Genomic DNA, 13658 nt, shown 5'->3' with positions numbered 1-13658 from the left:
CATGAAGAAGTTTATTTCTATGGCGATGGCCGGCTGCATGGCCCTCTCTCTGGCTGCCTGCGGCGGTTCCTCCGCCAGCACTGCCGAGAGCACTGCTACCAGCACCGAGGCTACCTCTGAGGCTGCTGCTTCCGGCAGCAAGACCGACGTCGCTTTCGTTACCGACGTTGGCAACATCGACGACCAGTCCTTCAACCAGTACACCTGGCAGGGCGTGCAGGACTTCTGCTCTGCAAACAGCCTGAACGCTAACTACTATCGTCCTACCGAGGACTCCGACGCTGCCCGTTTGGAGCAGATGGACAACGCTGTCAATGACGGCGCTAAGGCCGTCGTCGTTGCCGGCTACCTGTTCGGTTCCTCTATCGCTGAGGCTCAGGCCAAGTACCCCGACGTTGAGTTCCTGGCTCTGGACGTTTCCACCGTCGACCTGGGCGACACTGCCCCCGCTGAGAACACCGCTCTGATCACCTACAAGGAAGAGCAGGCCGGTTATCTGGCTGGCTACGCCGCTGTTTACGACGGCTACAAAGAGCTGGGCTTCCTGGGCGGCATGGCTGTTCCCGCGGTTATCCGTTACGGCTACGGCTTCGTGCAGGGCGCTGACGCTGCTGCTAAGGAGCTGGGCGTTGACGATGTCAACATCAAGTACTGGTACTCCGGCGGCTTCGCTGCTACCGATGAGGTCAAGAACAAGATGGACGGCTGGTACTCTGAGGGTACCGAGGTCGTCTTTGCCTGCGGCGGCCCCGTCTGCGAGAGCTGCGACGCTGCTGCTCAGGCCAACGGCGGCAAGATGATCGGCGTTGACGTCGACCAGTCCGGCCGGTACGACACCGTTATCACCTCTGCCATGAAGGGCCTGGCCGAGTCCGTGAACGAGGCTCTGACCGACTCCATGAACAATGGCTGGAAGTTCACCGAGACTTACGCCGGCAAGGAGACCAAGCTGGGCGCTGCCGAGAACTGCGTTGGCCTGCCCATGGAGACCAGCAAGTTCAACAAGTTCACCCAGGAGCAGTACGACGCTATGTATGCTTCCATCGTTGACGGCACCCTGACCATCGACGACAGCTTCGATACCGCTGTTACTCCTTCCGTCACCAACGTGACCGTGGACTACCAGGGCTAATTCGTAACTGAATAAGTCAACCGCTCCGTGCTTAACCGCGCGGGGCGGTTTTTTATATATAAGAGTAAGTTGAACCTGTAGGGGTGGATGCAAGCATCGACTCCTACGGAAATACTCTGCTAAAGTAGCCAGCCTTCCGGCGCTGCGCACCACCTTCCCTCAAGGGAAGGCTAAAGGCTTCCCTTGGAGGGGCGCTGTCGCCGCAGGCGACTGAGGAGTGGCTGCTTCAGCTGCACCAATAAGTACGCCTTCTCCAACTTTTTTTCGCTTTTTGCGCAGTTTCTCTTGTACAATACGCGATTTTTTTATATAATATAAATTAATATACTATGAAAATAGAAAGGGGCGTGTACCGATTGGCAGATAATTTCGTTATCGAGATGCTGCACATCACCAAGGAGTTCCCAGGTATCAAGGCCAACGACGATGTCACGCTGCAGCTGCGCAAAGGCGAGATCCATGCGCTGCTGGGCGAAAACGGCGCCGGTAAATCTACCCTGATGAGCGTACTGTTCGGTCTGTATCAGCCGGAAAAAGGCGTTATCAAGAAAAATGGCAAAGAGGTCAAGATCCAGAACCCCAACGACGCCAACGCGCTTGGCATCGGCATGGTGCACCAGCATTTCAAGCTGGTCGAATGTTTTACCGTTCTTGACAATATCATTCTGGGTGTCGAGGATACCCGCCATGGTTTCCTGCAAAAGGACGCTGCCCGCAAAAAGGTCATGCAGCTCAGCGAGAAGTACGGCCTGAAAGTCGACCCTGATGCGCTGGTCAGCGACATCTCCGTCGGTATGCAGCAGCGTGTCGAAATCCTCAAAATGCTCTACCGCGACAACGAGATCCTTATTTTCGACGAGCCTACGGCGGTTCTGACTCCGCAGGAGATCGACGAGCTGATGGAGATCATGCGCGGCTTCAAGGCCGAGGGCAAGAGCATCCTGTTCATCACCCACAAGCTGAATGAGATCATGGCGGTTGCCGACCGCTGCACCGTCCTGCAAAAGGGCCGCGGCATCGGTACCGTGGATATTGCCAATACCACCAAAGAGGAACTGTCCCGCATGATGGTCGGCCGCGACGTGCAGTTTGCTGTCGACAAGGCCCCTTGCAAGCCGGGCAAGACCATCCTGGAAGTGGACGGCCTGGTCGTGCCCAGCAAGGCGCACAAGAACAACGCCGTCCGCAGCGTCAGCTTCAAGGTCAACGCAGGGGAGATCGTCTGTGTGGCCGGTATCGAAGGCAACGGCCAGACCGAGTTGATCTACGGCCTGACCGGCCTGGAGAAAGTCACCGGCGGCACGGTCAAGCTCAACGGAAAGGACATCACCCACGCCCCCATCCGTGAGCGCTCCAAGGATGGCATGAGCCATATCCCGGAGGACCGCCACAAGCATGGCCTGGTGCTGGACTACACCGTGGCCGACAACATGGTATTGCAGCGCTACTGGCAGCCGGAGTTCCAGAACCACGGCTTCATCAAAAAAAGTGCTGTCATGGACTATGCCGAGCGCCTCATCAAACAGTACGACGTGCGCAGCGGCCAGGGTCCCATCACGATCGCCCGCAGCATGTCCGGCGGCAACCAGCAGAAAGCCATTATCGCCCGCGAGGTCGATAAAGACCCCGACCTGCTGGTAGCTGTCCAGCCCACCCGCGGCCTGGACGTCGGCGCGATCGAGTATATCCACAAGCAGATCGTGGCCGAGCGCGATAAAGGCAAGGCTGTTCTCCTCGTCAGCCTGGAGCTGGACGAGGTCATGAACCTGTCCGACCGCATCCTTGTTATGTACGAGGGTGAGATCGTGGGCGAGTTCGATCCCAAGACCACGACGGTTGAGGAACTGGGCCTGTACATGGCAGGCGCTAAAAAGCAAGGGGAGGCGAAAGCATGAGTAAAAAATCCAAACAGCCGCTTTTGCAGAACCCCGGCGTGGTAGGCGTTCTGGCAAGTTTGCTGTCCATCGTCATCGGCCTGGTGCTGGGCTTTATCCTGCTGGTGGTGCTGAACCCCGGCGCATCGCTGGAAGGCATGAAGGCTATGATGACCACCGGCTTTGCCAGCATGGACAAGCTTGGCAAGGTATTATATCAGGCAGCGCCGCTGATGATGTGCGGCCTGTCGGTCGGCTTTGCATTCAAGACCGGCCTGTTCAACATTGGCGCACCTGGCCAGTACACCATGGGCTCGTTCTTCGCCCTGCTGTGCGCCATCCAGTTTCAGCTGCCTTGGTTCGTCTGCCTGCTGGCAGCGGCCATCGGCGGTGCGATCTGGGGCATCTTCCCCGGCCTGTTCAAGGCATACTTTAACGTCAACGAGGTCATTACCTCCATCATGTTCAACTGGATCGGCATGTACCTCGTCAATCTGATTCTGGCCAACTCGCCCAAGATGCTGGCTTCCGGCTGGGGCGCTTCCAACTCGGACCGTACCGCGGCACTGTCTGCCGCCAACCCCGGCGCCATCCTGCCCAAGGGCCCGTTCGCCGGGCTGTTCGGTAATTCCAGCTGGATCAACATCGGCATCATCCTGACCATCATCTTCGCGCTGATCGTCTGGGTCGTGCTGCAAAAGACCACCTTCGGCTATGAGCTGAAAGCCTGCGGTCTCAGCCGCGACGCTGCCCAGTACGCCGGCATCAACGCCAAGCGCAACATCGTGCTGTCCATGGTCATCGCCGGTGCGCTGTCCGGCATCGGCGGCGGCATCTACTACCTGGCTGGCACGGGTCAGTACGTTATCGAAAAATCCATTTTGGGCATGGGCTTCAACGGCATCCCCGTTGCGCTGTTGGCAAGCTCTAACCCCATCGGCACCATCTTCTCGGCGCTGTTCATCAGCTACATCCAGGTGGGCGGCGCTGCCATGCAGCCGGCTTACTCCTCCGAGACGATCGACATCGTGATCGCTGTCATCATCTATCTGGCGGCTTTCGCCCTGCTGATGCGCGGCGTGATCGCCAAGGCGGTTTCCGGCCGTAAAGAGAAAGGGGGCGCTGCCAAATGATGATCGCTGCTAATATTATCAGCTTGACCGTCCTGTTTGCGGTGCCGCTGCTGCTGGTTGCCCTGGGCGGTATGTTCAGTGAGCATTCCGGCGTTATCAACATCGCGCTGGAAGGCATGATGATCATTGGCGCTCTGTTTGCCTGCTTCACCCTGCAGGCGTTTGACCAGAGCGGCTTCGGTCCGGCACATCCGCAGCTGGCCATGCTGGTTGCCATCCTGGTGGCGGGCCTGACCGGCATGATCTTCTCCTTCTTCCTGGGTTTTGCTGCCATCAACCTGAAAGCTGACCAGACCATCGGCGGCACGGCGCTGAACCAGTTCGCCCCGGCCTTCGCAGTCGTTATGACCTGGGCCATCCAGGGCCAGGGCCTGACCACCATCGCCATCCCCAGCTGGGTGCGCATCACCCGCGAAACTTTCGGCCTCGCCCCGGTGGAGGGCCCCAGTTTCTGGAACAACCTGATCTTCAAGTATTTCTACCTGACTACCCCCATCGCCGTCATCCTGTTTATTGTGGCCTATATCGTCATGTACAAGACCCGCTTTGGCCTGCGCCTGCGCGCCTGCGGCGAGCATCCCCAGGCAGCGGACTCTGTGGGCATCAATGTCTACAAGATGCGCTACGCTGGCGTGCTGATCTCCGGTTTCCTGGGCGGCATCGGCGGCCTGGCCTACACGGTGGCAGCCGGTTCCGGCTTCAACTCCGACGTGGGCGGCTATGGCTTCCTGGCGCTGGCAGTTATGATCTTCGGTAACTGGAAACCGTTCCCGATCTTGGCATCCTCGGTGTTCTTTGCGCTGTTCAAGGTCATCGCGGCTTACAGCTCGTCGCTGTCCTTCCTGCCGAAGTTCGATGGCGTTAAGGAGATCTCCAACTTCTACCAGATGCTGCCGTATATCGTCACGATGATCGTGCTGATCTTCACCTCCAAGAACTCTCAGGCCCCCAAGGCCGAGGGCATCCCCTACGATAAGGGCAGCCGCTAAGTTACGGGAGTACGTTTTGTTCCTTCTTTGCAAAGAAGGAACCGAAGAAACTCTAAACAAAATCAATAAGAAAAGGCATGCAGTCGATTTGGCTGCATGCCTTTTATGTTGTAGAGCCATAGCAGAGGCCCCCTTGTGTAAAGGGGGCTCCGCCGAAGGCGGTGGGGGATTGTCCCGTCTGCGGTATGACACGGGGTGCCATCCAAACGCTTCAATCCCTCCGTCAAAGCTGCGCCGTGCCACCTCCCTTTACACAAGGGAGGCTTTAGGCGGTATCTTACTTCTTCCGCTTCATCCAAAAAACTTTGAATTTGGAATATCCATTGAGTTTATCCTCATCAAATTCCTCGGTCAGGATATACCGTTTGCGGGCACCGTCAAATTGCAGGGCTTTGCCGTCCTCCTGCACATCGGTCAAATACCGGGGCAGGGCGGTCTGCTGGCTTTCAAATTCCGGTTCCCGGTCCCACAGCAGTTTACCGTCAGCGTCGATGCCGTGCCCCCATACGCTGAACACCAGACACGCGGCCTCGCCGTAGCAATACCGCTCAAACCGGATGCGGCCATCCAGATAAAACAACATACAATCGCGGAAATGTGTCTCCAGTTCTTTCTCGTACCGGCGTCCGCATCCGCGCCCGGCAAAGTCAGTGGCAGTCCAGGCCATAATAAAAGCCCTCCTTGGCGGTAGTTTTCTCTCATTATACCGCACAAAAGGGGGCTTGGCAATAATTAAGCTTTCACGTCACGTTCTTTTAAAAGCAAGTAGGCCGTTACAAACATGGCTGCCAGCCAAAAGGCGCTGGCGGCGGCAAACTGCACGCCCTGCCCGGCGAGAATATCCTCGCTGCGGTTGGCGTTCATGCCAGCCTGCATCAGGCAGTAGGGCCAAAAGAGGGAATACCCCTTGCTGCCCAGCAGCATGCCCACGATGCCGCCGACAATGGCAAGGAAGATCGGCACCGCAAAGCTGCGGAGGACCATGGCCAGCAGCAATTGCGCTGCAATCACCGCCAGCGCCCCTACTGTGCCCCGCAGCCCAAACAAAATCAGTTCCACCGGCGGCCAATCGGGAAACCGGGCAAACAGCTTGCCGCAGGCAACAAACAGTGTCAGTTCCCAGACTTGGGTGAACAGCGCCAGCTTAAACACCACGCAGAACTTGGCCAAAAACAGATCCAGCGGCGGCACGGGGGCGGCCATAATTAAATTCCAGTTGTGGCCCATATGCTCCAGCCGCCACAGGTAGGCCGCATAGGCCGCCACCATGGCAGGGAAGAACAGCATCGAGTAAAACAGCGTGTGCTGGGTCCACAAGCTGTACCAGCGCTCGTGCAGGATTTCGAGATTTTGCAGGTAGTTGAAGGTGCCGTAACTGGCCGAGATCAGCGGCATCACAAAAAACAGCAGCCAGATTGGCGAGCGGTGCAGCTTGCGGTTTTCGGCTGCAATACAGCGTTTCAGCATGGTTCATACCTCCTTATTGCACATCACGCGCCAGCAAACGCCAAACAAAGAGACTGCCAGCCCAAAGGTAAATACCAACAGCCCCCAGTTGCAGGGCCGCGTGCCGTAAAGTACGGTGTGGCTGGCCTGGTCCCAGACCTTGACCTCGTAGCTGCACAGCGGCACAAAGTAGCCCCAGGGCACAAAATAGCTGGCAATCTGCGGCATAAAAGCTGAGAACAGACCCAGCAGCGCACCGATGATGCCCACGCACACCGCAGGCAGGGGATTGCTGAACCACAGCGCCAGCAGCAGCTCCGAAAAGTAAAGCATGGTGCAGACCGTCAGCGTGCAGAGGTTGAGGTAGGCAAACTGCCCGGCAGGAAAGGCCTCGGTGTAGCCTTGCGTGTGCCCCAGCAGCAGGAGGACGGCGGCTTCCAGCGCGACCATCAGCACAATTTCCCCCAGCCCAAACACCGCCTTGCCGAAGAACAAACTGCGGCGGCTTTGCAGGGTGTAAAGCAGTTTGGCTGTATAGCCTTTGACCTCCACATCCCACAACCGGCTGGCCAGTACGGCCATCAACACCGGCAGCAAAATGGTATTGATGATGGGCACGCCGAAAAACAGGGCACTGTAGGCGTTGGCCAGTTCATCCTGCCCGGTGGGCGCGGTGCTGCCCAGCCAGAGATAGAGGATGACCGCAAAGGTAAGGCACAGCACAAGATCGTGGCGTCGGCGGGCTTTCTGCCATTCGGCATGCAGGGCTTGCAGCATCTCAGCCCACCTCCTTCGGCGCGGTCAGCGTCAGGAAAATTTCCTCCAGTGTCCTGGTGTGCTGGGTCAGGCCCACCACCCCGGCGCCGCTGTCCGCTAAGGCCTGCACCAGGCCCGCCAGCAGGTCGTCCCGCAGGGGCGGCAGGGCGATGGTGTTATCCTCGCCCACTGCGGCGGTGGGCAGCCCGTTGGCCTGCAGCACCGGCAAAGCCTTGGCAGGGTGCAGCAGCCGCAGGGTCAGCGCACCCTTGCTGTGGCGCTGCAGTTCAGTCAGCGGGCCTTCAAACAGCATCCGCCCATGGTCGATGATGCCTACCTGCTCCACCATCTGCTCCATCTCGCCCAGCAGATGGCTGGAAATCAGCACAGTGGCTCCGGTGGCGGCGGGCATGGTGCGGATGAGTTCCCGCATCTCCTGGATACCGGCGGGGTCCAGGCCGTTGGTGGGTTCGTCCAGCACCAGCAGCTTGGGGCTGCCCAGCAGGGCCATGGCGATGCCCAGCCGCTGCTTCATGCCCAGCGAATACTGCCCCACCTTGCGGTGCTGGTCATTGGTCAGCTGTACAATGTCCAGCACACGGGCAATGTCCTTGTGGGGCACACCTTTTAAGTCGGCCACGATCTCCAGATTCTCCCGTGCGGTCAGGTGCAGGTAGCCGGAGGGCGACTCAATCAGACTGCCGGTCTGCCGCAGCAGAGCCAGGCGGTTGGCGTCGGTCATCTCCCGGCCCAGCAGCCGCACCGTGCCGCCGGTGGGGTGCACCAGACCCAGCAGCATCTTCATCGTGGTGGATTTGCCCGCACCGTTGGGGCCTAAAAAGCCGTAGACACAGCCCTCCGGCACGGTCAGCGCCAGATGATCCACCACCAGATGGCTGCCATAGCGCTTGCACAGGGCGTCGGTTTCAATCACGTTTTGCATAGTCACACGCTCCTTACTCGTATCTTAAGGCAATACCGCATAATTCTAAGTGCCGATACGGCGAGCGAGGTGCGGCAGCTGCTAAGCCAAAAGCGCAGATAATACTTTGTGTATTATCGAGCATTTTGGCAACGCAGGTGCCGTGCCGCAGCCGCCGGAGCGGTGCTTAAGCCGTCAGGCGGGAATTGTGCGGTGTTGCCTTAAGTACAAGCCCAGTATAAACGCCAAATCTTATCTGCCCCGTAAGCCCAGCTTAATTTTGCCTTAAGATTTTCCACGAACGCTGGCAGCGGTGCGCGGGGCGTGTATAATAAAGGTAGGAGTTGAGACTATGCAGACGATTTACGAAGCATCGATTTTATTGGTGGATGATAACCCCGACCTGCTGGTGCTGGTGGGGGACAGCCTGCGCACGGCGGGGTATACCTGCATCCGCACCGCTGCCACATGTGCCGAGGCCCGGGCACTGTTTGCCGCTGCTGCGCCGGAGTTGATGATCTTGGACATCAACCTGCCGGACGGCGACGGCTTTACCCTATTGCGCCAGCTGCACGCCAAGGCTGATGTGCCCGCGCTGTTCCTTTCGGCTCGGGACGCTGACGCTGACCGCTTGCTGGGGTTGGGCCTTGGCGCGGACGACTACCTGACCAAGCCCTTTTTGATGCAGGAATTGCTTTTGCGGGTGCAGCGTATTTTGCAGCGCGCCTACCGGGCCGAACTGTGCCGCGCCGCACCGCCTGCCCTGGAGCTGGGGGACTGCCAGGTCGATCTGGCCGATGCTGCCGTGTACCGCCCTGACGGCGTGACCCTGCCTCTGACCGCCACCGAGCGCGCCCTGCTGCAAAAACTGGCCGATAACCGCGGGCACATCGTGACCTACGACACCCTGTGCGAGGCCGTCTGGGGCGCGGACTATTACGGCTGCGAGAACGCGCTGAACGTGCATATCCGCCACCTGCGGGAAAAGCTGGAGGAAAACGCCAGCCGCCCCCAATGGCTGTTGACGGTGCGGGGCATCGGCTACAAGCTGGCAGGGGAGGCGCAGCGATGAAAACTTTTGCGCGGCTCATCCGCCGCTATGTACTGGCCACGGCGGGTATCATTTTGGTGGTGGTGGCGCTGCTGCTGGGCATGACGATCTACGCCGGCGTGCGGTACAATGGCGCATCCGACAGTGTGCAAAAAGTGGGTGCCCTGGCCGAGGCCCTGCACCCCACCGCCGACGGCCTGCAATGGGACGCCGCCCACACCCCGGCCGAGTGGATGCACGGCTATGCCTGGGCCATGGTGCTGGACGAGGACGGCAACGTTATCTGGCAGCAAGACCTGCCCGAGGCGCTGAACCACCGCTACACCGCCAGCGACATTGCAGTGTTCTCCCGCTGGTATCTGGCCGATTACCCCGTGCAGTGCTGGGCGGCGGATTACGGCCTGTTTGTGGCAGCAGAGCCAGTCAACAGCCAATGGAAATACAACATCACCGCCCCGCAGGCACGCATGGAGGCAATGGTCGGCGGGCTGCTGCCGGTAGCGGTGCTGCTGGCCGTGGTGCTGGGGTGCTGCCTGTGGTTCAGCTGGCGCGGGGCACGCCATTTGCAGGCGGTGGCCGACGGGCTGGACACTTTAGCCCAGGGCGGCGCGGTGCAGCTGCCCACCACCGGCTTTGCCGGGGAGCTGGCCGAAAAGCTGAACGAGACCGGCGAGCAGCTGCGCCGCCGCAATGAGATCATCGCCCGGAGGGACACCGCCCGCACCGATTGGATCGCAGGTGTCAGCCATGACATCCGCACGCCGCTGGCGCTGATCCTGGGCTGGGGCGAGCAGCTGCAGCAGGATGAGGCCCTGCCTGCCGCAGCCCGGCAGAAAGCCGCGGGCATCTGCACCCAAAGCGAGAAGATACGGTCGCTCATCGGCGATTTGAACTTGACCAGCAAGCTGCAATACGGCGCACAGCCTTTACGCCGCAAGGCTGTGACGGTCGGCCCGTTCCTGCGCCGGTGTGCTGCCGAATTTTACGAAAGCCCCGCCGCAGGTGACAGCACCCTTGAACTGGAACTGACCCAGGCGGCAGAACACACGGTGGTGCAGGCGGACGAAGCCCTGCTGCTGCGGGCCATCGAAAACCTTTTGCACAACACTGTCGGCCACAATGCAGTCCCCGTGCATGTCACCATCCGGGCGGATGCGGCGGACGGCATGCTGACCATCCAGGTGACCGACGACGGCCAGGGCTACCCGCCCGCCGTGCTGGCCGTATTGCAGGCTGGCGAAACAGGGGAGAATCCCCCGCACATTTTAGGCCTGCATGTGGTAGAGCAGATCCTAGCCGCCCACGGCGGCACCGCCGCTTTTGCCCAAGCCCTGCCCCACGGCGCAGCCGCTGCTTTGACCCTGCCGCTGTAAAAATAAAACGCCCCCTGCCGGAAAACTCCGGCAGGGGGCGTGCTATTTATAAGCTGGGTGCGGTGGGGTAAACTTACTTCATCAGGCCGCAGACCAGCTGTGCGTAGGCCACGGGGTCCTCGATGGGCAGGCCGGCGATCAGCAGAGACTGGTCATACAGCAGCTCGGCATACTGGTCCACCTTGGCAGTGTCGCCAGCCTCGTGGGCGGCTTTCAGCGCAGCGAACACAGTGTGGTTGGGGTTCAGCTCCAGCACCTTGGTGCTTTCCACATCACCGGAACCAGGCATCTTGCGCAGGACCTTCTCCATCTCCATCGAGATGCCGCCCTCGCTGGACAGGGTAACAGGATGCTCCTGCAGGGTGGGGTTGACCTTGACTTCCTTGACCTTGCCGTTCAGGGCCTTCTTGATCTCCTCAAACAGGTCCTTGTTCTCGTTGGCGGTCTCCTCGGCGGCTTTCTTTTCCTCCTCGGTCTCCAGGCCCAGATCACCGGCGTTGATGTTCTTGAATTCCTTCTCTTTGTAATCGTGCATCATCTGCAGGCAGAATTCATCCACATCCTCGGTGCACAGCAGCAGGTCGTAGCCCTTGCTCAGCACCAGCTGGGCGTTGGGCAGCTTGCCCAGGCGGTCAGTGTCGTCACCGGCAGCAAAGTAGATGCACTTCTGGCCCTCGGACATCTTCTCGATGTACTCGTCCAGCGTGACCATCTTCTGCTCCTTGGCGGAGTAGAACATCAGCAGGTCGCCCAGCAGGTCTTTGTGCATGCCGTAATCGCCGTAGACGCCAAACTTGATCTGGCGGCCGAAGCTCTTCCAGAAGGTCTCGTATTTCTCGCGGTCGTTGACCAGCATGGCGTGCAGCTCGTTCTTGATCTTCTTCTCCAGGCTGTTGCGGATGAGCTTGAGCTGGCTGTCCTTCTGCAGGGTCTCACGGCTGATGTTCAGGCTCAGATCCTCGCTGTCGACAACGCCTTTGATGAAGCTGAAATAGTCGGGCAGCAGATCAGCGCACTTTTCCATGATCATCACGCCGGAAGCGTAGAGGGCCAGGCCCTTCTCGTACTCCTTGGTGTAGTAGTCGTAAGGCGTGCGGCCGGGCACAAACAGCAGGGCCGTGTAGGTGGCGGTGCCCTCGGTGCGGCTGGTAATGACCCGCAGCGGGTCAGAGTAGTCCATGAACTTGTTCTTATAGAACTCGTTGTAGTCCTCGTCCTTGACCTCGCTCTTCGGGCGCTTCCAGATGGGGACCATGCTGTTCAGGGGCTCCAGCTCGGTGTAGGTCTCGTACTCGGGCTTGTAGTCGTCGCCGGCGTCTTCCGGCTTCGGCTTCTGGCGGGATTTCTCACGATACATCGTGATGGGGAAGCGGATGTAATCGCTGTATTTCTTGACAAGGTTGGCGATGGTGTAATCGTCCAGATACTCGCTGTAATTCTCGGAGTCGGTGTCGTCTTTCAGCACCAGGATGATCTCGGTGCCGACATCGTCCTTGTCGGCCTCGGTGATGGTGTAGCCTTCCACGCCCTTGGACTCCCACTTCCAGGCGGTGTCAGCGCCCTGGGCACGGGAAATGACGGTGACTTTCTGGGCCACCATAAAGGCAGAGTAGAAGCCCACGCCGAACTGACCGATGATGTCGATGTTATCGCTCTGGTTCTCGGTCTTGAAATCGAGGGAGCCGGACTTGGCGATGGTGCCCAGGTTCTTTTCCAGATCTTCCTTGGTCATGCCGATACCGTTATCGGTGATGGTCAGGGTGCGGGCTTCCTTATCGGGCTGGATATGGATCTTCAGGTCATCTTTCGTAATGCCGATGCTGGTGTCGGTCAGGCTCTTGAAATAGCGCTTATCGCAGGCATCGGATGCGTTGGAAATCAGCTCACGCAGGAAGATATCGCGGTTGGTGTAGATGGAGTTGATCATCAAGTCCATCAGTTTTTTGCTTTCGGCTTTGAATTGGTGCATAGCCATAATAAAAGGACCTCGCTTTATTTATGTGAATTAGCACTCTTTTGATTTAACTGCTAATGCTAGTTTAGCACTCTTGCGAGCAAACTGCAACCCCTTACGGCGGATTTAACAGAAATTTTAAAATCCTCTTTTCAAATGGGGATTTTTGCGGTATGCTTACTTTATATATAAAATATAAAAAGGAAAGAAGAAGCCCTATGCAATTATACACCCACACTCTCCCCAGCGGGGCCAAACTTACCGGCTACCTGCGGGACGAAACCAACGAGATGCCTGCCTTCAATATCCGCCCGGCGATGCTGATTTTGCCCGGTGGCGGGTATGCCTTTTGCAGCGCGCGGGAGGCAGACCCCATCGCCATGCAGTTTTTGCAGGCGGGCTACCAGACCTTTGTGCTGGAATACACCTGTGCCCACACGCCGGAACAGGCCCCGCTGCGCTGGCAGCCGTTGATCGACGCCGCCGGCGCCATCCTGCATCTGCGCCGCAACGCCGCCAAACTGCGGCTGGACCCGTTCAAGATCGCGGTCTGCGGCTTCTCGGCTGGCGGGCATCTGGCCGCGTCCACCGCCATTTTGTGGGACGCCGCCCCCGTGCAGAAAGCCCTGGGTATCACCGCCGAGGAAGCTCGCCCCGACGCTGTTGTGCTGGGCTACCCGGTCATTATGTCGGGCATCAAGACCCACGGCGGGTCCATCGCCAACCTGGCCGGGGACGATACCGTCCTGCAGGCGATCTTCAGCCTGGAAAACCAGGTGCGCGGCGATCTGCCGCCGTTCTTCATCTGGCACACCGTGGCCGACCAGGCTGTGCCGGTGGAAAACTCGCTGCTGCTGGCCAGCGCCCTGACCGAAAACCACGTGCCCTACGAGCTGCACCTTTTCACCCACGGCGGGCATGGCTCCAGCACCTGCACGCAGGAGGTCAACACCCCCAACCGCCACAACGCCGCCTGGGTGTCCCTGTGCACCGATTGGCTGGCTGAAACCTTACATTTTCATCTGTAA

General features: G+C 59.1%; 12 protein-coding genes. 7 read left to right on the top strand and 5 right to left on the bottom strand.

Annotation, left to right across the window (positions count from 1 at the left end):
* Position 1 precedes the first annotated feature (1 nt).
* The 4 genes from OGM81_14305 (at position 2) to OGM81_14290 (ending at position 5128) form a co-directional block, all read left to right on the top strand.
* A complete protein-coding gene (locus OGM81_14305) occupies positions 2–1132 on the top strand; it encodes a BMP family ABC transporter substrate-binding protein (protein ID UYJ43470.1) in 1131 nt (376 codons plus the stop codon).
* A gap of 329 nt (positions 1133–1461) precedes the next feature.
* Positions 1462–3027 carry an ABC transporter ATP-binding protein gene (locus OGM81_14300; protein UYJ43469.1) on the top strand — a complete coding sequence of 522 codons (1566 nt, stop codon included), beginning with the start codon at positions 1462–1464 and terminating at the stop codon, positions 3025–3027.
* Positions 3024–4139 (top strand): ABC transporter permease, encoded by a 1116-nt coding sequence (locus OGM81_14295; protein UYJ43468.1) that lies wholly within the window; start codon positions 3024–3026, stop codon positions 4137–4139. Before OGM81_14300 ends, OGM81_14295 begins: the two co-directional genes overlap by 4 nt.
* Positions 4136–5128, top strand: a complete 993-nt coding sequence (locus OGM81_14290) for an ABC transporter permease (protein ID UYJ43467.1) — start codon at positions 4136–4138, stop codon at positions 5126–5128. The genes OGM81_14295 and OGM81_14290 overlap by 4 nt, the downstream gene beginning before the upstream one ends.
* Positions 5129–5405: 277 nt before the next feature.
* On the opposite strand, the gene OGM81_14285 is transcribed toward OGM81_14290, so the two are convergent.
* The 4 genes from OGM81_14285 to OGM81_14270 form a co-directional block, all read right to left on the bottom strand.
* Positions 5406–5795 carry a hypothetical protein gene (locus OGM81_14285; protein UYJ43466.1) on the bottom strand — a complete coding sequence of 130 codons (390 nt, stop codon included), beginning with the start codon at positions 5793–5795 and terminating at the stop codon, positions 5406–5408.
* Between the two features lie 65 nt (positions 5796–5860).
* Complete coding sequence (locus OGM81_14280; protein ID UYJ43465.1) at positions 5861–6595, bottom strand: ABC transporter permease; 735 nt, start codon at positions 6593–6595, stop codon at positions 5861–5863.
* 3 nt (positions 6596–6598) lie between these two features.
* Positions 6599–7351 (bottom strand): ABC transporter permease, encoded by a 753-nt coding sequence (locus tag OGM81_14275; GenBank protein ID UYJ43464.1) that lies wholly within the window; start codon positions 7349–7351, stop codon positions 6599–6601.
* A gap of 1 nt (position 7352) precedes the next feature.
* Positions 7353–8273 carry an ABC transporter ATP-binding protein gene (locus OGM81_14270; protein ID UYJ43463.1) on the bottom strand — a complete coding sequence of 307 codons (921 nt, stop codon included), beginning with the start codon at positions 8271–8273 and terminating at the stop codon, positions 7353–7355.
* A gap of 331 nt (positions 8274–8604) precedes the next feature.
* Between OGM81_14270 and OGM81_14265 the strand changes: the two genes are divergently transcribed.
* Positions 8605–9324, top strand: a complete 720-nt coding sequence (locus OGM81_14265) for a response regulator transcription factor (GenBank protein UYJ43462.1) — start codon at positions 8605–8607, stop codon at positions 9322–9324.
* Complete coding sequence (locus OGM81_14260) at positions 9321–10676, top strand: HAMP domain-containing histidine kinase (protein UYJ43461.1); 1356 nt, start codon at positions 9321–9323, stop codon at positions 10674–10676. The genes OGM81_14265 and OGM81_14260 overlap by 4 nt, the downstream gene beginning before the upstream one ends.
* A 73-nt stretch (positions 10677–10749) precedes the next feature.
* On the opposite strand, the gene htpG is transcribed toward OGM81_14260, so the two are convergent.
* Positions 10750–12651 carry a molecular chaperone HtpG gene (gene htpG / locus OGM81_14255; protein ID UYJ43460.1) on the bottom strand — a complete coding sequence of 634 codons (1902 nt, stop codon included), beginning with the start codon at positions 12649–12651 and terminating at the stop codon, positions 10750–10752.
* A gap of 197 nt (positions 12652–12848) precedes the next feature.
* Here htpG and OGM81_14250 point away from each other — a divergent pair, with 197 nt between their 5' ends.
* Positions 12849–13658, top strand: a complete 810-nt coding sequence (locus OGM81_14250; GenBank protein ID UYJ43459.1) for an alpha/beta hydrolase — start codon at positions 12849–12851, stop codon at positions 13656–13658.

This window comes from Oscillospiraceae bacterium, from assembly GCA_025758045.1.
Taxonomy (GTDB): Bacteria; Bacillota; Clostridia; order Oscillospirales; family Ruminococcaceae; genus Gemmiger.
The sequence above is the reverse complement of the archived record's forward strand: the minus strand, read 5'-3'. Positions and strand labels throughout refer to the sequence as shown.